Raw genomic sequence first — 22,867 nt, 5'->3', positions numbered from 1 at the left:
GCGGGCACGGCGTCAGTCCACGGCGTCCATCAGGCGGAAGAGCTCCTCGTCGGTGGCCGCGTCGAGATCGGGCCCGGGAGCCGGGCGGGCCGGGCCGGTGGGCGCGGCGCAGCGCCGGGCGAGGTCGCGCAGCCGGGTGGCGGTGGCCGGGTCGAGGACGGTGCCGGCGGTGACCAGCGCGGTGAGCCGGTCGACCAGGTCGGCGGCGGTGGGCTCCGGCCCGGCGCCCCGGTCGAGGCGGTCGCGGAGGGCACCGATGGCGCGGACGACGGCGGCCGGGGAGGGGTGGTCGAAGACGAGGGTCGCGGGGAGCGGCGTGCCGGTGGCGGCGGCGATGCGTTCGCGCAGCTCGATCGCGTTGACGGAGTTGACTCCGAGGTCGGAGAACGCGTGGGCGGCGTCGAGGTCGTCGGCGCCGCGCCCGAGGACGGAGGCCGTCTCGGCGAGGACGAGCTTGAGGAGCAGGGCGTCGCGCTCCTCGGGGCTCGCCGTGTCGAGTCGGTCGTCGAGGCGATCGTCGGGTCGGTCGCCGAGGCGATCGTCGAATGGTGGCGCCTCGGCAGCAGCTGCGGCCGACAGCGCCGGTGCGGCGGGCGCGAGCCAGTACGTCTGCCGCTGGAACGCGTACGTCGGCAGCGGCACGGGCCGGGCGCCGGGCAGGACGGCGTGCCAGTCCACCGGCACGCCGTGCAGCTGGAGCCGACCGGCGGCGGCGAGCAGAGCGCGTGTCCCGTCCGCCTGGCCGGCCGGGCCGGTCGCGATGACGGCGGCCGACGTTCCGGCGGCCCCCTCGGCCAGGCACTCGCCGAGCATGGGCACGAGTGCGGAGGCGGGACCGAGTTCGAGGTAGGCGTCGACGCGCTCCGAGCCCAGGTGGGAGACGGCGTCCCGGAAGCGGACCGGTTCCCGGGCCTGCCGCACCCAGTGGCCGGGGTCACGGGCCTCGTCGGCGGTCAGCGGGCGGCCGGTGACGCCGGTGACCAGCGGTACGGAGGGTGCGCCGAAGGCCAGCCCCTCCAGGACGGTGCGGAATTCCGCCAGCATCGGTTCCAGCAGCGGCGAGTGGAAGGCGTGCGAGACGCGCAGCCGGGTCGTCCGCCGGCCGGCGAAGTGGTCCTCGATCGCCGCGACCGCGTCCTCGGTGCCCGAGACGACGACGGACGACGGCCCGTTGACGGCCGCGAGCGAGACGGACTCGCCCAGCAGCGGCAGGACTTCGTCCTCCGTCGCCCGGACGGCGAGCATCGCGCCACCGGCCGGGAGGGCCTGCATGAGCCGGCCCCGGGCGGCGATCAGCGTGCACGCGTCCGGCAGCGACAGCACGCCGGCGACGTGCGCGGCCGCGACCTCGCCGACCGAGTGACCGGCCAGCAGGTCGGGGCGCACGCCCCAGGACTCCAGCAGCCGGTAGAGCGCGACCTCGTGGGCGAACAGCGCGGGCTGGGCGAACTCCGTCCGGTCGAGGAGCTCTTCCGGGGAGTCCCACAGGACGGATCGCAGCGGCCGCTCGAGCAGCGGGTCGAGGACGCTGCACACCTCGTCCAGGGCGGCCGCGAACTCGGGGAAGGCGGCGGCGAGTTCGCGTCCCATGCCGGGTCGCTGGCTGCCCTGTCCGGCGAAGACGAAGGCGAGCCGCCCGCCACCGTCGCGCCGGCCCGTCGCGGGGGCGACCGGCGAGGGCTCTCCGGCGGCGAAGTGCCGCAGCGCGGCCACGAGTTCGGTTCGGTCGGTGCCGGTCAGCACGGCCCGGTGGCCGTGGACGGCCCGGGTGGTGGCCAGCGCGAGGGCGAGGTCCGCCAGGGCGTACGAGGGGTGGGCGGCGACGTGCTCGGCCAGCCGCCCGGCCTGGGCCCGCAGCGCCGGCTCACTGCGGGCGGAGAGCAGCAGCGGCACGGGCCGGTCGTCGGCGCGTCCGTCCGCGGTCCGGCCGGAGCCCTGCCCGTCCCCGGCGGCCACCACCGGCGCCTCCTCCAGCACCACGTGCGCGTTCGTCCCGCTGATGCCGAACGACGACACGCCCGCCCGCCGCGCTCGCCCGTCCTCCCGGGGCCAGGGCTGCGCCTGCGTCAGCAGCCGGACGTCGCCCGAGGACCAGTCGACCCGACCGGTCGGCTCGGTGACGTGCAGGGTCCGCGGCAGCACGCCGTGCCGCAGCGCCTGTACCGTCTTGATCACCCCGGCCACCCCGGCGGCCGCCTGGGCGTGCCCGATGTTCGACTTGACGGACCCCAGCCACAGCGGCCGGTCCGCCGGGCGTGCGCCGCCGTGGACGGCCAGGAGCGCCTGCGCCTCGATCGGGTCGCCGAGCGAGGTCCCGGTGCCGTGCGCCTCGACGGCGTCGACGTCGCCGGGGGTGAGTCCTGCGTCGGCGAGTGCGCGGCGGATGACGCGCTGCTGCGCGGGCCCGTTGGGCGCGGTGATGCCGTTCGAGGCGCCGTCCTGGTTGACGGCCGAGCCGCGGACGACGGTGAGCACCGGGTGCCCGTTGCGGCGCGCGTCGCTCAACCGCTCCAGCACGAGCAGGCCCACGCCCTCCGCCCACGCGGCGCCGTCGGCGTCGTCCGAGAAGGACTTGCAGCGGCCGTCGGCAGCGAGGCCGCGCAGCCGGGAGAACTCGACGAACGACGTCGGTGTGGCCATCACCGCGACGCCGCCGGCCAGCGCGAGCGAGGACTCGCCCGAGCGCAGTGACCGGCACGCGAGGTGCAGGGCGACGAGCGACGAGGAGCACGCGGTGTCGACGGTGAGCGCCGGGCCCTCCAGGCCGAAGCAGTACGAGATCCGCCCGGCCAGCGCGCTGCCGGCGGTGCCGATCCCGAGCAGGCCATCCAACTCCGCCGGAGCGCCCACACCGTAGTCGTGGTACATCGCCCCGGTGAAGACGCCGGTGCGGCTGCCACGCAGCCCGGTCGGGTCGATCCCGGCGTGCTCCAGCGCTTCCCAGGCGGTCTCCAGGAGCAGCCGCTGCTGCGGGTCGGCGGCCAGGGCCTCGCGCGGGGAGAAGCCGAAGAAGGCGGCGTCGAACCGGCCCGCGCCGTCCAGGAACCCGCCCCGGCGGACGTAGGACGTCCCGGGGTGTTCGGGGTCCTCGTGGAAGAGGCCGTCGAGGTCCCAGCCGCGGTCGGCGGGGAACGCGGAGTCGGTGTGGGTGCCGTCGGCGACGAGCGCCCAGAGGTCGTCGGGGGAGGAGACCCCGCCCGGCAGGCGGCAGGCCATGCCGACGATCGCGATGGGTTCCCCGGAAGCCTGGTACGGGTCCTCGTCCGGCCGGGCCGACGGCGCGCCCGACAACAACGCGGCGACGGCCGACGGAGTCGGGTGGTCGAAGCCGAGGCTCACCGGCAGGGGACGGCCGGTCGCCTCCGCCAGCAGGTTGCGCAGCCGGATGGTGCGCACGGAGTCCAGCCCGTACGCGCGGAACGCGGTGTCGGCGCCGATCGGCTCGTCCTCCGGGCCGCGGTCCATGACCTCGGCCGCGCACGAGCGCACGAGGTCAAGCGCGTCGCCGTAGTCCACCGCGTCGACGTCGTCGAGCGCGTCGCCGTCATCGAGCGAGCGTGAAGCCGGAACGACCGCCTCACCGGCCACCAGCTCCTCCAACGACCGCCGGTGCAGCTTCCCGGCGGGGGTGCGCGGGAGGTCGTCGACGGTCACCAGTTCCAGCGGCACCTTGTAGTCGGCGACCTCCCGCTCCCGCAGGAAGCCGGTCACCGCCCGCAGCCCGATCGCCGGGTCCGCCGCGCGGGTCAGCACCAGGCACGGGATCTCGCCGAGCCGCGCGTCCGCCCGCCCGACGACGGCGAGCGGGCCGATGCCCGGCATCGCCGCCAGCAGCTCCTGGACCTCGGTCGCGTCGAACTTCCGCCCGCCCACGTTGATCAGCTCGGCAGCGCGCCCGTGGAAGCGCAGCAGCCCGTCCGCCCCGAGGCTCGCCCGGTCGCCCGTGCGCAGCCAGCCGTCCGGCGTGACGGCGGCGGCGGTGAGGTCGGGCTCGCGGTAGTAACCGCGGAACATGCTCGGGCTGCGGTACTGGAGTTCGCCCGGTTCGCCCGGCGGCAGTCCTCGCCCGTCCTCGCCGACGACCCGCACGCGCGCCCCGCTGGTGGGCCGGCCGACGCTGCGCACGGCGGCGCCGACCGGGTCGGTGGCGGAGGTCCGGGTGCCGGTGCCCAGTTCGGACATGCCCCAGACGACGACGAGTTCGCCGCCGAGCACCGTGCGGACGTCGGCGGCCAGCGCGGCGGGGATCGCCGCGCCGGCGGTGCGCACCTCGTGCGGCCGGAAACCGGCCGGCTGCCCGCTGCGGGCGAGGGCGGCGACGACGTCGTGGAGCTGCGCCGGGACGGCGAAGACGGCGCTCGGCGCGGTGGCGCGGGCGAGGGCGAGGAAGCGCTCCGGGTCCCAGCCGCGCAGGAGCACCTGCCGGCAGGCGCGGAACAGCGCGGTGTGCAGCGACTGCAGGCCGAAGAGGTGGGTGAGCGGGCAGGCCGTCAGGATGGCGTCGGCGAAGGCCGGGCCGCCCTCCTCGGCGACGGACGCCGTGTTGGAGAGCAGCCCCTCGTGGCTGTGCAGGCAGATCTTGGGCCGGGCCGAGGTGGTGCCGGAGGACGGGATCAGGACGAGCGGGTCCTCGGGCCGTACCTCGACGGGGTGCGGAGCGTGGCCCGCCCACTGGGCGAGGAGCCCGTCCAGCGCGTGGACGCCGGCCGACGCCACGGCCCCGCCCCCGCCGACCAGCACCGCCCGCAGGGACGGCACGGCGGCCAGGAGGTCCGACGCGGTGGCCGAGGCCTCCGCCGGGAGCAGCACGGCCACCGGGTCCACCCGGGCCAGCAGCGCCCGCACGTCGGCGGCGCCGTGCCCGGCGTGGACGGGCAGGAGGACGGCACCCGCGGTGGCGATGGCGACGTGCGCTGTCTGGTACTCCCGGCAGTTGGGCAGCTGGACGGCGACGACGTCGCCCGGTGCGACGCCCAGCTCCTGGAGGGCCCGGGCCAGCGCGGCGGACTCGTCCGCCCACTGGCGCCAGGTCAGCTCCCGCTCGCCGTCGACCAGGGCGACGGCGTCCGGCGCGCGGCGCACCGCCGCCGCGAACACGGCGGGCAGGGTGTGGCCGCCCAGCGCCCCGGGGGAGCCGGCGGCCGGATCGATCGCGTAGTCATCGCTGTGGACGGACACCTTGGCTCCTGACGGGGTCGCTGGGCGGCTGCGGCGGCCGTCCCCGGCCGGGATCGCGGGGAGGGCTCCCGGCCCGCCCAGCCCGAATTGCGGGGAGGGCTCTCAGCCCGAGACGGCTGGGAAGGCCTTGGACGGACGGCGCCGGCGCGCGGTGGCCGGCGGGTTGCGCAGCGGGAGCGCGGTGTCGAGCAGCGCGAGCAGCGGGCGGGCCTTGACCACCGTCTCGTCGAACTCGCCCTCGGCGTCGGACAGCGCGATGATCGCCCCGCCGACCCCGTAGCGCAGCCGCCCGCCGCTGAGCACGGCGGTGCGGATCACGATGCTGAGGTCGGCGGCGCCGCTGAGCGAGAAGTAGCCGATCGCGCCCGAGTAGATGCCGCGCGGCCCGTTCTCCAGCCGGTCGATGATCTGCATCGTGCGCAGCTTCGGTGTGCCGGTCATCGAGCCGCCGGGGAACGCCGAGCGGACGCCGTCGACGGCGCTGCACTCGGGGCGCAGCCGGGCCCGCACGGTGCTGACGAGCTGGTGCACGGTGGCGTACGTCTCGACGGCGAACAGCGGGTCGGCGACGACGGAACCGGTCCGGGCGCAGCGCCCGAGGTCGTGGCGCACGAGGTCGACGACCATGAGGTTCTCGGCCCGGTCCTTCTCGCTGCCGGCGAGGTCGGCGACGAGCAGGGCGTCCTCCTCGCGGGTGGCGCCGCGCGGCCGGGTGCCCTTGATGGGCTTGGACTCCATGAGGCCGTCCGGGCCGATCCGCAGGAAGCGCTCGGGGGAGGAGCTGAGCACGGCGAGGTCGCCGAAGGAGAGGAAGGCGGCGAACGGGGCCGGGCTGATCCGCCGCAGGGCGCGGTAGGCCTGCCAGGGGTCGAGGTCGGTGGGGGCGTCGATCATGTTGGTGAGGCAGACCTCGTAGGTCTCGCCGGCCGCGATCTCGTCCTGGCACGCGTCGATGAGCTTGAGGTAGGCGTCGCGGGGGTGGCGCAGCCGCAGCCGGGCGTCCTCGCCGGGCGGCGTGTGCGCGGGCGGATCGGTGTGCGGGGCGGGCGCGGTGAGCAGGGCGGCGGTGCCGTCCAGCCAGGCGAGGGCGTCGTCGTCGTGGCCGTCCTCGGTGAGGGCGAGCAGGTGGGCGGCGCCGGTGTGGTGGTCGACGACGACGGCGCGGTCGGCGAAGACCATGACGGCGTCGGGGTCGGGCGAGCGGTGGACGCGGTCGCCGCCGCACTCGGCCTTGAGCTCGTAGCCGAGGCAGCCGACCCAGCCGAGCGCGAAGTCGAAGGGCAGCTCGGGCACGTCGACGTCGAGCGTGCGCAGGTCGTCGTCCAGCCAGGCCAGGAACTCGCCCTCGACGACCTGCGCGGTGTCGCCCGCGGTCACGGTGACGGTGCCGTCCTGGACGTCGGCGGTGGCGACGCGGGCGAGCGGCCCGGCGGCGTTGCCCATCGCGGAGACGTGCCCGAGGCGGCCGCCGGCGAGGCTGCTGTCGAGCCAGAACGGGTGGCTGCCGGTGCGGAAGACGCGGTCGAAGACGGTCTCGGCGTCCCACGCGGTCTCGACCTGCCGGGTCAGGACCGCCAGGCGGCGCGTGGCCGGTCGTGGCCCGGTTTTCACGGCCGAGGCCGGCCGCGGCGCGGTGGTGGTGCGGCGGCGGCGACCGTGTTGCTCGGTGAGGTCGCGGAAGTTGGACAGCAGCCGCTTGCCGGCCTCGGTGCCGATCGACTCGGGGTGGAACTGTACGCCCCACATGGGCAGTTCCCGGTGCCGCAGGGCCATCACCACGCCGTCGTCGGTGGCCCACGCGATCGGTTCGAGCGCGGGTGCGAGGGAGGTGACCGCGAGCGAGTGGTAGCGGACGACCTCCAGCGGGTTCGGCAGGTGGTGGAAGAGCCCGGTGCCGGTGTGCCGCACGGCCGAGGTCCGCCCGTGCCGGGGTGCGGGCGCCCGGCCCACGGTGGCGCCGTGCGCGAGGGCGAGGCCCTGGTGGCCGAGGCAGACGCCGAGGACGGGCAGCCGGCCCTCGCGGGCTATGCCGGCGCAGTGGCCGAAGTCGGCGGGGTTGTGCGGGGTGCCGGGGCCGGGGGAGAGCACGACGTTGTCGAACGCGTCGAGCAGCTCGGGCCGGAACGCCGGGTCGTCGTTGCTGATGACCTCCGGCTCCCGGCCGTTGGCCTCGGCGAGGTAGTGGAAGAGGTTGTAGGTGAAGGAGTCGTAGTTGTCGACCAGGAGTGTGCGCATCAGGGGTCCTTGTCCGGGCCGGCGGTCCGTCAGCGGAGCGCGGCGAGTTCGGCGGAGATCTCCCGGAGCACCGCCGCCTGCTGGTCGGCGAGGAAGAAGTGGCCGCCGGGCAGGACCTGGAGGCGGAAGTCACCGGCGGTGTGGGCCTGCCAGGCGCGGGCCTCGGCGATGGTGGTGCGCGGGTCGGCGTCGCCGGTGAGCGCGACGACCGGGCAGCCGAGCACGCGGTCGGTCCCGCAGGTGTAGCGCTCGATGGCGCGGTAGTCGGCGCGGATCGCCGGCATCGCCATCCGCAGGATCTCCTCGTCGCCGAGCAGCTGGGCGTTGGTGCCGTTGAGCAGCTTGAGCTCGGCGATGACGCCGTTGTCGTCCTGCCGGTGCACCGTCTCGGTGCGGGTGGTGGAGGGCGCGCGGCGGCCGGAGGCGATCACCGCCCCGGGCGCGTGGGTGCCCTTCTGTTCCAGCCGCCACGCGGTCTCGAACGCGAGGACGGCGCCCATGCTGTGGCCGAAGTACACGGTGGGCCGGTCGTCGAGGGTGAGCAGTTCGTCGGTGATCCGGTCGGCGAGGGTCGCGATGTCCTCGACGCAGGGCTCCAGGCGGCGGTCCTGCCGGCCGGGGTACTGGAGGGCGATCACCTCGGCCTCGGCGGACAGGGCCGTGGAGACGGGGTGGAAGAAGCTCGCGGAGCCGCCGGCGTGCGGGAAGCACACCAGCCGTACCGCGCGGCCCTCGCCGGGGTGGAAGCGGCGCAGCCACAGCGTGCTCGCCGTGCCGGGACTGGTCATGGGGGTCGGTCCTCTCGTCGGGCCCGTCAGCGGGCTCGTCAACGGGCTCGTCTTCGGGCCCATCGCGGGGTGGGGATCAGCCCCGGTGGACGGTGATGGCGCCGGACGGGCAGAGCGTGGCGGCGGTGTCGACCGCGTCGCGGTCCTCGGGGGTGACGGCGGGGTCCTGGATCTCGACCACGCCGTCGTCGTCCTGGTCGAACACGGCCGGGGCGTTGAGCACGCACTGGCCCGCGCCGACGCAGCGGTCGGTGTCGACGGTGATGCGCATGATGGTGTCTCCTGGGACGGGTCTGGTGGGAGGCGCTACCAGCGGACCGGCAGCGCGTGCAGGCCGCAGAGCACGCCGTCGTACTTGAGCGGCAGCTCCTCGACGGGCACCGCGAGGCGCAGGCCCGGGATGCGCTCGAAGAGCCGGCGGTAGGCGATCTCCATCTCGATGCGGACCAGGTTCTGGCCCAGGCACTGGTGGACGCCGTAGCCGAAGGCGACGTGGTGGCGCTCGGTGCGGGAGGGGTCGAACGCGTACGGGCAGGAGAAGGCCTTCGCGTCGTGGTTGGCGGCGGCCACCAGCGGCACGATGCCCTCGCCGGCCCGCACCAGTTGCCCGGAGATCTCGACGTCCTCGACCGCGACCCGCAGGGAGACGAGGTCGGCCACCGAGTGGAAGCGCAGCGTCTCCTCCACCACGCGGTCGTCGCCGATCCACTCGGGGTGCTGGAGCAGCGTGACCACGCCGAGCGCGATGTTGTTGGCCGTCGTCTCGTGCCCGGCGATGAGCAGCAGCATCAGCACGCCGGACATCTCGTGGGGCTCGATCGCGCCGGTCGCCAGCAGCCGGCTGATCAGGTCGTCGCCGGGCCACTTCTGCTTGATCGCCACCAGCCGGTTGATGTAGCGCAGCAGTTCGCGCGAGGCGGTGTCGCGCTGCTGGTCGGTGGAGGCCTGGATCGCGACCAGGGTGCGGGTGCGGGACTCGAAGAAGTCCCGGTCCACCGGCGGCACGCCGAGCAGGGCGGAGATGACGAGCGAGGGGACGGGCAGCGCGAAGTCGGCCACCAGGTCGGCCTGGTCGCCCGCCGCCAGCATCGCGTCGATGCACCGGTCGACGGTCTGCTCGACCGCGGGCCGCAGTTCGCGCACCCGCCGGACGGTGAACTCCGGGATGAGCGCCTTGCGGAAGCGGTCGTGCTCGGGCGAGTCGAGGCCGACGAACCAGCCGGGGATCTGCTCCTGGCGGGGCACGCCCATCGTCTCGCTGACGTTCGGGAAGCCGGGGTGGTCCGGGTTGGAGCTGATCTTCTTGTTGGTGAGGACGGAGCGGACGTCCTCGTGGCGGGTGACGAGCCAGACCTTGCGGCCGTTCGGCAGGTAGGAGACCACCAGGCCCGGCCGGTCCCGGTAGTCCTGGTAGCGCGGCGGGGGGAAGGACTCGCCGGGCACGCGCAGCGGGAAGTCGACCACCGGCGGTTCGGTGCTCGTGGTGCCCCCCGTCACGTGGTCGGGCGGCGCGGTGTCGGGCGTCATGGGTTCGGATCTCCTCCGGCGGGCCGGTTCAGGACGCGCCGTAGAACGCGCGGACCGCGCCGATCACGCGGTCCTGGTCGGCGGGGGTCAGGTCGGTGTAGGTGGGCAGGTAGAGGCCGTCGGCGGCGAAGCGGGCCGCGTTGAGGCCGGGCCAGGCCGGGTCGGCGTAGCCGGGCTGACGGCTCATCGGCTGGAAGAACAGCCGGGTCTCGATCCCCTCGGCGGCGAGGAACTCGCGCAGCTCGGCGCGGCGTTCGGCCCGCAGGTCGTACATCCACAGCACGTCGCGGGGCGGCATGAGGGTGATCCCGGGGACGTCCTTGAGGCCCTGGTCGTAGCGCTGCTCGATCTCGCGTCGGGTGGCGAGGATCGCGTCGAGGCGCTCGGTCTGGGCGAGGGCGACGGCGGCCTGCATGGCCGTCATGCGGAAGTTGTAGGCGAGCTTCTTGTGGACGAAGCTGTGGTCGGTGGTGAAGGCCATGGCGCGCAGGTGGTCCAGCTGGGCGGCCAGGCGGGGGTCGTCGGTGAGGCAGATGCCGCCCTCGCCGGCCGTGATGATCTTGTTGGCGAACAGCGAGTAGCACGCGATGTCGCCGGTGGGGCGGATGCCGTGGGCCTCGGCCGAGTCCTCGACGACGCGCAGGTTGTACTGGTGCGCGATGTCCAGGACGGCCGCCATGTCGCAGCGCCGGCCGTAGACGTGCACCGGCATGATCACCTTGGTGCGCGGGGTGATCTTCTCCTCGATCCGCGCGACGTCGATGTTCAGGTCGTCCGCGCAGTCGACGAACACCGGGGTCGCGCCGGTGTAGGTGACCGCCCAGGCGGTGGCGATCATCGTGAACTCGGGGACGATCACCTCGTCGCCGGGGCCCACGCCGAGGGCACGCAGCGCCAGCGTGAGCGCCGCCGTGCCGGAGGAACAGGCCACGCCGTGGGCGGAGCCGTTGTAGTCGGCGAAGGCCCGCTCGAAGCGCCGGACGTACGGGCCCTGGGAGGAGATCCAGCCGTCGCCGATCGTGCTCGTGACGTACTCCAGCTCGCGCCCGTCCAGGCTGGGCCGGGACACGGGGATGGTGAAGGGCATGAAGGGGTCCTCGCTCGGGAGTGGGTCGGGGGGTGCGCGGGACGGGCGTTGCAGAGGGGGTCAGGCGAGGGCGGGAAGGCCGAGCAGCAGGTCCGCCGCGGTCGTGCGGCCGCCGGCGGCGCGCTGCAGGGCGCCGATGCGCTCGGCGCGCTCGCGGAAGGAACCGTCGCCGAGCACACGGGTGAGCTTGTCGACGACATCGGCCGGGTCGAGGTCCTGCGGGCGGTCCAGGGTCAGGCTGATCCCGAAGTCCCGGCCGCGGACGGCCTGGTCGTAGCAGTCCACCCACAGCGGACGCACCACGAGCGGCTTGCCGAAGTACACGCCCTCGTGGAAGCCGTTGCCGCCGCCGTGGGTGAAGAACACCCCGACCTTGGGGTGCGCCAGCACGTCCAGCTGGGACGGCAGCCAGCTCTCGATCCGCAGGTTGCCCGGGAGTCGGTCCTGCGGCGGGAGCAGGTGCTGCTGCTCGGCCGGCAGCCGCCACAGCACCTGGTGGCGTCCGTCCAACCGGCGGGCCACCTCGACGAGCGCGGCCACCTGGGGCCGGGTCAGCCGGGTGATCGTGCCGAAACCCATGTAGACGACCGAGGACTGCGCGTCGAGCCAGTCCATCACGCCGGTGTCGTCCGCGGCCCGCGTGGACTCCGGCAGCGGCGGCACCATCGCGCCGACCAGCTTGACCTTCTCCGGCACCTCGAACGGGTAGTCGAGCTCCCGCACGGAATTGCACAGGACCATTTCGGCCCGGTCGATCCGGGTCATCGGGCTGGGCTTGGGCAGCCCGAGTTCCTTGCGCAGCCGGGCGTCCTCGGAAAGCACCTTCCCCATGGCCGGGTTGAAGAAGAGCGCGAGCGTGCGCAGCTTGAACAGCCGGTTGGCCAGGCGCTGGCCGAAACTCATCGGGTACGGCAGGCCGGAATGCGGGACGGGGAAATCCTTGGGCGTGTACGAGCTGCCGAATGGGCTGTGCGAGGTGAGCACATTGCTGGGCAGGAACGGTACGCTGAGTACGAACGGTATGCCCCGGGTCAGGGCGAGGTCGATGGCGAAGGAGCTGACGCAGTCGATGACCATCAGGGCCGGATTGCACTTGTCGACCACGGCCGCGAGCCGGCGGTATTTCTCGGCCTGCAGATCGGGCCGGTAGGACTGGTGGATGACGGCCCGGTGGGCGCGGAAGCGGTCCGGCTGGGTCACCTCGCGGTAGACCTCGTCGCTCCAGCTGACGGCGGACAGCTCGGAGAACACCTCGCCGAGCGAGGCGAACTCCACCGCCGACTCGTCGGCGAGGGCCAGCACGTCGGCGCGCCGGGGCTCGTCGGTGGCGAACCAGAGATCCGGCACGCCCCGGCGGGCCAGCTCACCGGCCAGCACCAGCAGCGGGTTGAGCAGTCCGCTCTCCGGCAGGCTGACGAACAGGATCGGACGCTGCGGGGCGGTCATCGGACTCCCTCGGGGCGGGACGGCTGGGGTGCACCCCACCTTGGTCTCACGCCCCGCGCCGGGAATTCCTTAGTCCTGCCCCGGGCCGGCCCGCGGCCCGGCCCGATCGTCCGGGTGTGCGCGGGTTTGGGCCGGGGCCCGGTGGTAAAGACAAACCAACGGGAGCTTCAACATTCCTTGGGGGACGCGGCCGTGGGCCGAGGGGGAGGACGGCCACCGGCAGGGACGGCGCGACGGCGCCGCCGCGGCCGGAAGTCGTTCGGGCACCCGTGCCGTTCTTGACGGGTCCCATACATATTTGATCGTATGACCCGGGGTACTGTTGCACCTGTCAACCGCAATTGTCCTGCGGTCCGGGCGTGGTGTCGGAATAGCGGTATCGTCCGCGCTTGGGGGTTGAAGGTTCCGTGCTGCCTACGGCAGGAATTCCCGACCAGGGGAACATTATCGGTCGCGCAGGTGAACTGGCGGCGCTTTCCGGACACGCCGGGGCCGGCCGCCGCGGGAACGCCGGCTGCGTCGTCCTGACCGGCCCGGCCGGAATCGGGAAAACCCGGCTGCTCGCCGAGCTGCGGGCGGAATCCGCCCGGCACGGCGCGCTCGTCCTGCACGGCGAACGGCCCGACGGCACGGGCTACTCGGGCCTGCGCGCCCTGTTCGCCGCGGGTGGCACCCCCTCAGGTGACGGGACATCGGGCGGCGAGGCCCTGGCCGCACACCTGCCCGGACCGATGGACACCCGTGCCTTCGACCCCGCGGACGCCTGCCCGGTCTTCCACGCCCTCTACCGCTCCGCGGCACGCCTCATGACGGACCGTCCGCTCGTCCTCGCCCTCGACGACGCCGAGGCCTGCGACGAACACACCCTGCGCTGGCTGGACTTCCTGCTCCGGCGCTCGGCCGGGCTCCCGCTGCTCGTCGCCCTCGCCCGCCGCGACGGCGCCCGCCCGGCCGCCCCCGCGGCCTGGCTCGACCTCACCACCGATCCGTTCGTCAGCCAGTTGCCGCTCGCCCCGCTCGACCGCACCGCCGTCGCCGGGCTCGTCGGCCGCTGGTCGCCCGCCGAGGTCGAGCCCGCGTTCGTCGACCGCCTCGCCGGGGTGTGCGGCGGCAACCCGCGCACCACCCTCCACGTCCTCGACGAACTGGCCGCCCTCGGCCACGGACCGGACACCGCCGGCGCCGACCGCGTCGCCGAACTCGGCGCCCGCACCCTCGCCCGCGCCGTGCGCGCCGCGCTCGACGCCGCACCCGCGACCGTCCGCGCCGCCGCGGCCGCCATCGCGGTGCTCGGCACCGCCCGCACCGACCTCGTCGCCGCCCTCGCCGGCGTCCCCGGTCCCCGCGCCGACGAGACCGTCGCGATGCTGCGGCAGTGCGGCGCGCTCGGCCCCGACGACGACGTCCACCCGGCCGCGCGCACCGCCCTCCTCCCCCCGGGCGACGGCCGTGGGATCGCCGAACTGCACGCCAGGGCAGCCCTGTTACTCAGCGACGCGGGCTGCCCGGCCGAACAGGTCGCCCGACACCTGATGGAGGTCCCCGGCATCCCGCAGCCGTGGATGGCCGCCGTCCTGTGCGACGCCGCCACCGCCGCCGAGCAGCGGGGTGCCTTCGCCCTCGCCGCCGGCTACCTCCACCGCGCCCTGGACACCACCCCCGAGGACGACCGCCTGCGCCTGCGCCTGGCCGTCGCCCTCGCCCAGACCGACCCGCTCGCCGCCGTCCCGATGTTCCGCGCCGCCCTCGCCCTGGCCGCCGACCCCGCCGACCGGGCCCGGATCGCCGTCGAGTGCGCCATGGCCTGCCTCGCCGTACCGCTCACGCCGACCCACCGGGCCGAACTCGCCGAGGCCCTCGAACGGGCCCTCGACGGACCGGACGGCAGCTGGGGCCCCCGCCTGCGCTGGCAGGTCCGCACCGCCCTGCTCGTCACCGGGCGCAGCCGGGCGGCGGCCGTGGCCACCGTCCCCGTGCCCGGCGCCACCGCCTTCACCGTGGCCCGCGACGACGCCGCCAACGTCCGGGAACAGGCCCTCGCAGGCCTGCGCGCCGCCCTCGCCGGGCACTCCCGCGAACTCGCCGTCGCGGCCGCCCGCCGCGCCGTCGCCGCCGCCGGCCCCTCCTGCCCCGGCTGGCCGCTGATCACCGCCGCGGCCGCGCTCGCCCTCGCCGACGAGACGGACGCCGCGACCGCCGCCCTCGACCGCGCCGTACGCGGTGCCGGTCCGTGGGCCGGCACCCTCGCCCGCACCGGCCGCGCCCTCGTGCTGCACCGCGCCGGCGCCGTCGCCGAAGCCGAGGCGACCGTCCGAGCCGCCATCGACGACTTCGGGGCGGCCGGCTCGGACGCCTGCCTGACGGCCCCCCGCGCCGTCCTCGCCGCCATCCTCGTCGACCGCGGCGAGGCGCAGCGGGCGGAGGCGCTGCTGGCCGGCGCCGACCGCTCCGAAGCCGGCGGCACCGGCTTGGAGGAGCAGCTCTACCTGCTCGCCCGCGGCCGCGCCCGCTGGGCCTACGGGGACGCCGACGAGGCCCTTCGACTGCTGCGGGCCTGCGGCCGCGTCCAGCACGAAGCGGGCGTCACCAACCCCGTCTTCGCGCCCTGGTGGGCCGACTCCTGCCTCGTCCTCGCCGCCGTCCGTCGCCCCACCGAGGGCCGCGCCCTCGCCGAGCACGGCGCCGAACTCGCCGCCCGCTGGGGCACCGCGCGCGCCCTCGGCCTCGCCGCCCTCGCCGAGGGCGCCGTCACCCCCGGCCGGGCCGGCCTCGAGCGCCTCGCCGAGGCCGTCCACCTCCTCGCCGCCTCGCCCGCCCGGGCCGAGCACGCACGGGCCGGGTTCAGCCTCGGCCGCGCCCTCCTCCTCGCGGGCGACCCGGCCGGCGCCCGCGAACACCTGCGGGCCGCCACCGCCCTCGCCGGCGGCTGCGGCGCCCTCGCCCTCGCCAGGGCCGCGCGCCGCCTGCTGATCACCGCCGGCGGCCGCATGCCCGAAGTCGCCACCTCCGCCGCCGACCTGCTCACCGGCGCCGAACTCAGAGTCGCCGGCCTCGCCGTCGACGGCGCGAGCAACCGGCAGATCGCCAGCGCCCTCTTCGTCACCGTGCGCACCGTCGAGTCCCACCTGACCAGCGTCTACCGCAAACTCGGCGTCACCCGCCGGGACGGACTCGCACCCGCCCTGGGCGGCGCCCGCCGCGGCACCGTCCGGGCCGCCGAAGAACCGCCCCCGGCCGGCGGGCCGACCGGCTGACGACCACCACGTCCACACCGCGCCGACCCGGCGCACCTCATACGGCAAGGGAGCCCGAGACCCGGGTGAGCTGGATGAACGACGTTCCTGTGAGCCCGTGGGGCGAGACCTGCGACCCCACGGCGACCCCGTTGGACGCCCGGCCGGCCAGGCCCGGGACCCCGGACGAACCCCGGGTGCCGCCCCAGGGCGAGGCCGCTGAGGACACGCGCTTCGCCGATCGGTCGGAGAGAACCGGGGCCGCCCTCCCGGCACCCGCTCCCGACGCCGCTCCCGCACGCTCCGGTACCGGACCCGGGACGTGGGACGCGAGCGGGCGGCAGCGCGAGCGGGCCTTCCTCGCCTCCGTCCTCGACGAGGCCTTCGCTCCCGCCACGGCCGCCGCCCGCCCGGTCGTCCTGGCCGTCACCGGTGCCCCCGGCTACGGGCAGAACGCGCTGGTCCGGTGGGGCGCCACCCGCGCGGAGCGGGCCGGGCTGCGGGTCCTGCGGGCCCGCGCCGCCCACGCCGAGTCCGCACTGGCCCTCGGGGCCGTCGCCCAGTGGCTCGGCTCCCTCGACGGACCGCACGACCGCCCCCTTGCCGGTCCGCTCGCCGGCCTCGCCGAGGTGCTGGCCGCCGCCAGGGCGCGGCCGACCGTCCTCGCCCTGGAGGACGCCCAGTGGCTCGACGCCGGCTCCCTGCACTGGCTGGGCGCGCTGTCCCGGCGCTGGGCCGGCGTCCCGCTCGTCCTCCTGTGCGGCGGCAGCCGCCTCGGAACACCCGACCCCGACTGGTACGACCTGCTGACCGGGACCTCCGGCACGGCCACCGTGCACCGGCTCGCCCTCGGACCGCTGGACGGCACCGACGTCGCCCGCGCCGTTCGGCGGGCCTGCGGCGGACCGGGGGAGGAGGGGTTCGTCACGGCGGCGGGCCGGATCTCCGCCGGACACCCCGAGGTCCTGGACGACATCCTGCGGCGCTTCGCCGGCGACGGCCACCACCCCGTCCTCGCCCGGGTGCCCGAACTCGCCGCCCTCGGCGGCACCGTGACCGGCGACCACCTGATGCGGGCGCTGCGCGGGCAGAGCGCCGAGGTCGTGGCCGTGGTGCGGGCGCTGGCCGTCTGCGGCGACCTCCTCGACTTCCCGCTCACGTGCCTCCTCGCCGGCCTCGACACCCTGAACGAGACCCGGCTGCGCGCCGTCCTCGCCGAGCTGCCCGGCGTCGTCACCGGCCCCGGCCTCGAGCCGCTGCTCGTCCCTGCGATGCGCTCCCGCGTCCTGGCCGCGGCGACGGCGGCCGAGCGCGCCGAGCTGCACACCCGGGCGGCGGAACTGGCCCACCGGGCCGCCGCGGACGACCTCGCGGTGGCCGCGCTGCTCCTCGGCGCGGGCCCCGCCGGTCACCCCTGGGCGGTCCGGGCCCTGCGGACCGCGGCCGAGGCCGCCGCCCAGCGCCAGAACCAGCGGCATGCCGCGGCCCTGCTCGGCCGCGCCCTCGCCGAGCACCCGGCCCCCGCCGACCACGCCCGCCTCACCCTCGAACTCGCCGCCACCCACCTGATCGCCGAACCCGAAGCCGGCGACCACACCCTGGACGCCATCCTCCGCCGCCCCGCCGCCGTCGGGTCCGCCGCCGGTTCGTACGCTGCCCCCGCCGGCTCCGCCGCCGGTTCGTACGCTGCCCCCGCCGGCTCCGCCTCGGGTTCGTACGCGGCTGCCGCCGAGGCGAACCCGTATCCGGCGCTCACCTCCGGGCTCCCGCACGCCACTGACGCGGACTCGCCCCCGTACCCCCCGGCCCCCGACGCCGTCCCCCGCCCCCGCTCCGTCACCCCCACGACCCCATCCACCCCGACCCCCGCCCTGCGCGTCCGCGCCGCCGACCTCGGGATCACCGGGGGCGCCGCCACCGTCGTGCGGCGGGCCGTCGCCGAGACGCTGCCCCGGCCGGAGGAGCCGTACCACGACGAGCTGCTCGCGCTCTTCTGGTGCGCCGACCCTTCCGACGACGGCGAGTCCGCCCTGCCGCTGCCCGAGCTGCCGCAGCTGCCGGCGTGTCCGACGGTGCCCGCTCAGGCGGCGGTGCGGGCCTGGCAGCTCGCCGTCGGCGGCCGTCGGCTCGACCTCGCCGGTGCGCTCGCGAGGACAGCTCTCGCCGCGGCCGGCTCCGCGGGGGACGACGCCTGCGACGGCCCGCTCGTCCAGCCGTGGCTGGCCGCCTGCCGGACGCTGTGCCTCGCCGACGCCAACGACGAGGCGCAAGCGGGCCTGGACCGTCTCCTACGCAGTCTGTCCGGCAACAGGCTGCGCCTGGCCGCCCCGCACGTACTCGCCCTCCGGGCCGAACTCAACCTGCGGCGCGGCCGGTTGGAGCCCGCGGACCGTGACGTCGCCGAGGGCGAGCGGGCGCTGCGCCTGCTCGGCCGGCCCGACGCCGTCGCGCCGTACCTCCGTGCCGTCGGGATCCTCGTCGACCTCGAGAGCGGCCGCCGCGAGCGTGCCCGCGAACGGGCGGTGGCTGCGCTGCCCGCGGGAGCCGAGGCGAGCGAGCACTGGGCGCACCTGCTGTTCGCGCGGGCCACCGTCGCGCTCGGTTCGGGCCGCCCGGCCGAGGCCGTCGAGCTCCTGCGGGAGTGCGGCCGACGGCTGCTCAGCCGGCACCGGCTCAACCCGGCGCTGCTGCCGTGGCGTTCGGTCGCGGCACTGGCCCACCACGCCCTGGGCGATCCGGACGAGGCCGTCCGCCTGAGCGAGCAGGAGCTGCGGCTGGCCCGCCGCTGGGGCGCCCCGATCGCGATCGGCTGGGCCGAGCTGAGCGCCCAGCGGGTGGCGGACCGGCCCGGCCGGCTGGCCGGGATCCGCTCGGCCGCCACGGACGCGCTGCGCTCCGGCGCGGCCGGCCCCGGCTACGTTCGGGCGCTCGCCGAGCTCGCCGCCGTCGAGCTCGCCGAGGGCGGCGACCGGCATGCCGCCGAGCGTTCCCTCGCCGAGCTCTGCGTGCTGACGGCGAGGCACCCGGCCGGCCCGATGGCGTCCCGCGCCCGCGACCTGGCCGGGACCCTGGACCACCGCGTCGTCCACCCCGCTGACCCGCGCTGGGACAGCCTCACGCCCACCGAGCGGCACACCGCCGAACTGGCGGGCCGGGGCCACAGCAACCGGGACATCGCCGCGCTGCTGGCCGTCTCCAGCCGCGCCGTCGAACTCCGGCTCAAACGGGCCTACGCCAAGCTCGGCATCCACGGCCGCCCCGAACTGCGGGCGCTGGTCCTGGCCATGGAAGGACACTGAACGATGCTCCACGACCGGGACACCGAACTCGCCGCGGTACGCCGGGCCCTGTGCGACGCCGACGGGGGCCGCTCGTCGCACCTGCTGCTCACCGGTCCGTTCGGCATCGGACGCTCGGCCTTACTGCGCGCGCTGCCCGGCCGGGCCGACGGGCTCCGCGTGCGCGTCCTGCGGGCGGACGCCGCCCCGATGGAGCAGGACTTCGCGTTCGGTGTCGTCCGCCAGCTGTTCGACAGCCTCCTCACCGTCCTGCCCGCCGACGCCCGGGAGCGGTGGCTCGCTCGCGCCGGGGCGGCCCGCACGGTCCTCGACGATCACGTCCTCGGTGCGCAGGACCCCGCCGGCGCCGGGCCGGCCGCCACCGTCCTCGCCGACCTGCGCCGCCTGCTCGCCGAACTCAGCGCCGACACGCCCCTGTTGCTGCTCGTCGACGACCTCCAGTGGGCCGACGGCCCGTCGCTGCGCTGGCTGGCCCACCTCACCGCCCGCCTCGAGGGCCTGCGCGTCGTCGTGGTCTGCACGCTGCGCGACGGCGATGAGGGCTCGTGGCACCCGCTGGTCCGCGAGGTGGCCGACACCGCGCGCGAACTGCGGCTCACGGCGCTGTCGCCCACCGCCACCCGGGCCCTGGTCCGCGACCGCTTCACCGACCCGGCCCACCCGGACACCGCGGAAGCGGATCCCGCCAGAGCGCAAGCCACCGCCGACGCTGAGTTCGCCGACGCTGAGTTCGCCGACGCCGAGTTCGCCGAGGCCGAGTTCGCCGACGCCTGCCACCGGGCCGCCGCCGGAAACCCGCTCTTCCTGGTCTCCCTGCTCGACGTCCTCGCCGCCTCCACCGCCCGCCCGACCGCCGCCCACGCCGAGACCGCCCGCACCCTGCGCCCCGGACGCCTGCGCGACCGCATCGTGACCTGCCTGCGCACCCAGAGCACGCCCGTGCGTGACCTCGCCGCCGCGATCGCCACCCTCGGCGAGCCCGGCGACACCGCGCCCGCCGGGCGCCTCGCCGGCCTGGACCCGGTCGGCTGCGCCGCCGCCCTGCGAGCCCTGCACCACCTCGGCCTGCTGCCCGACCCGCACCGCGCCGCCTTCGTCCACCCCGTCGTCCGGGACGCCGTCGAGGCCTCGATGAGCGCCGGGGAGCGCCAGCGCCGTCACGAGGGCGCCGCCGCCGTCCTGTACGACGCGGGGCGTCCGGCCGAGGAGGTCGCGGCGCAGCTGATGGCCGTCGCCGCCTCCCGGCACCCGTGGTCGGGCGCGGTCCTGCGCGGCGCCGCCGACACCGCGCTGCGCCGCGGGGAAGCCGTCCTGGCCGCCCGCTACCTGCGCCGCGCGCTGCTGGACGTCCCCGACGGCGATCCCGAGCGCGCCCGCCTGCTGGTCGAACTGGCCGTCGCCGAGCGGCCCTTCGACCGGGCCGCGTGTGAGCGGCACATCGCCCAGGCGATCCCGCTGCTCGCCACCGCCCGGGAGCGCGCCGCCGCCGCGCTCCAGCTGCCGGCCAACTTCCTGCGCGCCGCCAGCCCGGCTTCGGCCGCCCTGCTGCGCCGGGTCGCCGGCGAGCTCGGCGACCCGGACACCCTCGACGGCGCCGCCCGCGAGGCCGCGCTGCGACTGGAGGCCCGGCTGCGCCACGCGGACTGCCGCGACCCCGCCCGGCTCGCCGACTCCATCGGCCGCCTCGGCGTCATGGAGCCGGCGGTGTGCTCGCGCGGCGAGCGCGAACTGCTGGCGGTCCTCCTGCACGCGGCCACGCTCGGCGCGGGCCGTCCGGCCGGCGAACTGGCCGGGCTGGCCGAGCGGATCCTCGAACGCGAGCCGGCCACCGTCCGCAGCCCGCACTCCGTCGTGCCGCTGCTGGTGACCACGCTGGTCGGCGCGGACGCCCCGGGAGCGCTGGAGTCCTGGCTCTCGGCGGGCGAGCGGGGGCGGCATCCGGCCGGTCCGGCCGAGGACTCCGCGCCGGGCCACGCCGAGCAGGCCCTCGTCCACCTCGCCCGTGGCCGGCTCGGCCTCGCGCGGGAGCACGCCGAGCGCGCCCGGCTGCGTGCCGAGGCCGGTGGGCCCGAGGGCGACGGCCTCGCCACGGCGGCCCTCGCCGCAGTCGCGCTCGCGGCCCGTGACCTGCCGCTCGGCACCAAGGTGCTGGCCGACGCGGACCGGCGCTGGCCCACCGGCGCGGCCCCCGCGGCGATGCTCGGACTGCTGCGCGCCCGTCAGCAGGCGCACCGCGGCGACCCGTCCGCCGCCCTGGACACCGTCCTCGCCTGCGGCCGTGAGCTGGAGTCCGCGGGCTGGCGCAACCCGGTGCTCTTCCCGTGGCGCCCGTGGGCGGTCGGGCTGGCCCGCCAGCTCGGCGACGCCTTCGCCGCCAGGGCGCTGATCACCGAGGAGCTCGCCCGCGCCGAGGCGTGGGGAGCCCCGGTGGCGCTGGGCCGCGCCCTGCGGCTCCAGGCGGCCCTGGCGGGCGGCGCCCGGGCCGTCGACCTGCTGCGGGAGTCGGTCGAGGTGCTGCGGCGCTCGGCCGACGAGCTCGAACGCGCCCGCGCGCTGCGGGATCTGGGCCGCCGTCTCGGCGGCGGGGCCGAGGCGGCCGCGGTGCGCAGGGAGGCCGCCCGGCTGGCCGCCGCGTGCGGCGCCGGCTGGTCCGACGACCGGCCCGCGACCGCGCCCGGACGCGAGTCCGGGGTGCCGGTGGACGTGGTGCTGACCCCGTCCGAGCGCCGCGTGGCGGACCTCGTCGGGCACGGTCTGACGAACCAGGAGATCGCGGCCGAATTGCGGGTGAGCGCACGGGCCGTGGAGAAACATTTGACGAATTCCTATCGCAAGCTCGGTATTTCCGGCCGCCGGGAACTTGTGACGGTTCTGTGCGAGGCGGAACCGACTGTTCGTGTCTGATCCGGACGACCACGCCGGAAAGCCCGTTCGACCGGTCACCCAAGGAATCGAACTCATGCTCGCCGAACCCTGACCGAACCTCACCGAACCAGCTCTGACCTGCGAGGACGTGCACCGTACCGAACGACCGGCCGAACCCCCCGACCCCACACCGAACCACCGGCCGTACGCCCACAGAATTGGACCGGACCAGCCCGGACGCCGTTGACCTGCCGGATCGGCGGTCCCTAGAGTCGAAGCAGAGTTCACCGCGAATCAGGCCGTTCGAGTCAGTCCGCCTCGAAAGAAAAGGCCGGGATTCTGCGCGGGAATCAGAACCGCACACGCGCCCCCGAAGGGATCCGACTGCCGTGGTCATCTCCTCTTCCGCCCTGGCCGATACCGCTCGGACCATCGTGTGCGATCGAGAGCCAGGTCACGACGCGGCGCCGCAAACCCGTCCCGTCACCGATCAGGCCGGCCTCAACATGGCCCAGCTCGACCGCACCCTCACCATCCGGCAGGCCAACGAGGCCTTCTTCTGGCAGTTCGGACGTTCCTCGTCCGAGCTCTGCGGCCGGACGTTCAGCGAGCTCGTCCACCCGAGCGTCCACCAGCCCCTGCTGCGCCAGTTCTCCGGCCTCATCGAGGGCCGCCGGGACCGCTTCGCCACCGATGTCATAGCGATAGGCCCGGACGAGGAGACGTTCACCGTCCCGCTCACCGCCGTGATGGTCCGCGGCGGCCTGCCCGACGAGTCCTCGATCATGGTGATGATGCCCAACCGCGACGGCGAGGCGGGCGAGTCCGAGATCGTCGCCGGTCGCAAGAAGCTCCTCAGCGAGATCGACGCCCGGATCCTGGAGGGCATCGCGGCCGGCGTCTCCACCGTCCCGCTCGCCGCCCGGCTCTACCTCAGCCGCCAGGGCGTCGAATACCACGTCACCTGCCTGCTGCGGAAGTTGCGGGTCCCGAACCGCGCCGCGCTCGTCTCCCGCGCCTACTCGATGGGCGCCCTCAAGGTCGGCGTCTGGCCGCCGAAGGTCGTGGAGAGCTTCGTGAAGTAGCGGCACCGCAGGAGCACCGCCCGCGGACGGCGGGGCGAGGCCGGGCCGCCGGCCGCGCCCCGCCGTCCGCGTTCTCCGCCCCGTCCCCGGCCCCGTCCCGCCCGTCCCGCCCGTCCCGCCCGTC

11 protein-coding genes are annotated in these 22,867 nt (G+C 75.8%); 4 read left to right on the top strand and 7 right to left on the bottom strand.

The window, feature by feature from the left end:
- Positions 1-12 precede the first annotated feature (12 nt).
- From PUR71_RS04755 to PUR71_RS04725, 7 genes are all read right to left on the bottom strand, one after another.
- Positions 13-5,178 carry a polyketide synthase gene (locus PUR71_RS04755; protein ID WP_329925046.1) on the bottom strand — a complete coding sequence of 1,722 codons (5,166 nt, stop codon included), beginning with the start codon at positions 5,176-5,178 and terminating at the stop codon, positions 13-15.
- Positions 5,179-5,280: 102 nt separating this feature from the next.
- Positions 5,281-7,413: an aminodeoxychorismate synthase component I gene (gene pabB / locus PUR71_RS04750; protein ID WP_329925045.1), complete on the bottom strand. Its 2,133-nt coding sequence runs from the start codon at positions 7,411-7,413 to the stop codon at positions 5,281-5,283.
- Between the two features lie 29 nt (positions 7,414-7,442).
- Complete coding sequence (locus PUR71_RS04745; RefSeq protein ID WP_329925044.1) at positions 7,443-8,201, bottom strand: thioesterase II family protein; 759 nt, start codon at positions 8,199-8,201, stop codon at positions 7,443-7,445.
- 76 nt (positions 8,202-8,277) lie between these two features.
- Positions 8,278-8,472 (bottom strand): ferredoxin, encoded by a 195-nt coding sequence (locus PUR71_RS04740; RefSeq protein ID WP_329925043.1) that lies wholly within the window; start codon positions 8,470-8,472, stop codon positions 8,278-8,280.
- Positions 8,473-8,507: 35 nt separating this feature from the next.
- A complete protein-coding gene (locus PUR71_RS04735) occupies positions 8,508-9,728 on the bottom strand; it encodes a cytochrome P450 (RefSeq protein ID WP_329925042.1) in 1,221 nt (406 codons plus the stop codon).
- A 28-nt stretch (positions 9,729-9,756) separates the two neighbouring features.
- Positions 9,757-10,815: a DegT/DnrJ/EryC1/StrS family aminotransferase gene (locus tag PUR71_RS04730; RefSeq protein WP_329925041.1), complete on the bottom strand. Its 1,059-nt coding sequence runs from the start codon at positions 10,813-10,815 to the stop codon at positions 9,757-9,759.
- A gap of 60 nt (positions 10,816-10,875) precedes the next feature.
- Entirely contained in the window at positions 10,876-12,261 is a 1,386-nt protein-coding gene (locus PUR71_RS04725; protein ID WP_329925040.1) for a glycosyltransferase, read from the bottom strand.
- 389 nt (positions 12,262-12,650) lie between these two features.
- Between PUR71_RS04725 and PUR71_RS04720 the strand changes: the two genes are divergently transcribed.
- The 4 genes from PUR71_RS04720 (at position 12,651) to PUR71_RS04705 (ending at position 22,743) form a co-directional block, all read left to right on the top strand.
- Complete coding sequence (locus PUR71_RS04720) at positions 12,651-15,515, top strand: LuxR family transcriptional regulator (RefSeq protein ID WP_329925039.1); 2,865 nt, start codon at positions 12,651-12,653, stop codon at positions 15,513-15,515.
- Positions 15,516-15,589: 74 nt separating this feature from the next.
- Positions 15,590-18,793 (top strand): helix-turn-helix transcriptional regulator, encoded by a 3,204-nt coding sequence (locus PUR71_RS04715; protein ID WP_329925038.1) that lies wholly within the window; start codon positions 15,590-15,592, stop codon positions 18,791-18,793.
- Positions 18,794-18,796: 3 nt separating this feature from the next.
- Entirely contained in the window at positions 18,797-21,697 is a 2,901-nt protein-coding gene (locus tag PUR71_RS04710) for a helix-turn-helix transcriptional regulator (RefSeq protein ID WP_329925037.1), read from the top strand.
- A 392-nt stretch (positions 21,698-22,089) separates the two neighbouring features.
- The gene (locus PUR71_RS04705) at positions 22,090-22,743 is read left to right on the top strand and encodes a LuxR C-terminal-related transcriptional regulator (RefSeq protein WP_329925054.1); all 654 of its coding nucleotides are present in this window, start codon (positions 22,090-22,092) and stop codon (positions 22,741-22,743) included.
- The last annotated feature ends 124 nt before the right edge of the window (positions 22,744-22,867 follow it).

This window comes from Streptomyces sp. SP17BM10, from assembly GCF_036322405.1.
GTDB lineage: Bacteria > Actinomycetota > Actinomycetes > Streptomycetales > Streptomycetaceae > Kitasatospora.
This window is presented reverse-complemented; position numbering and strand designations above follow the sequence as displayed.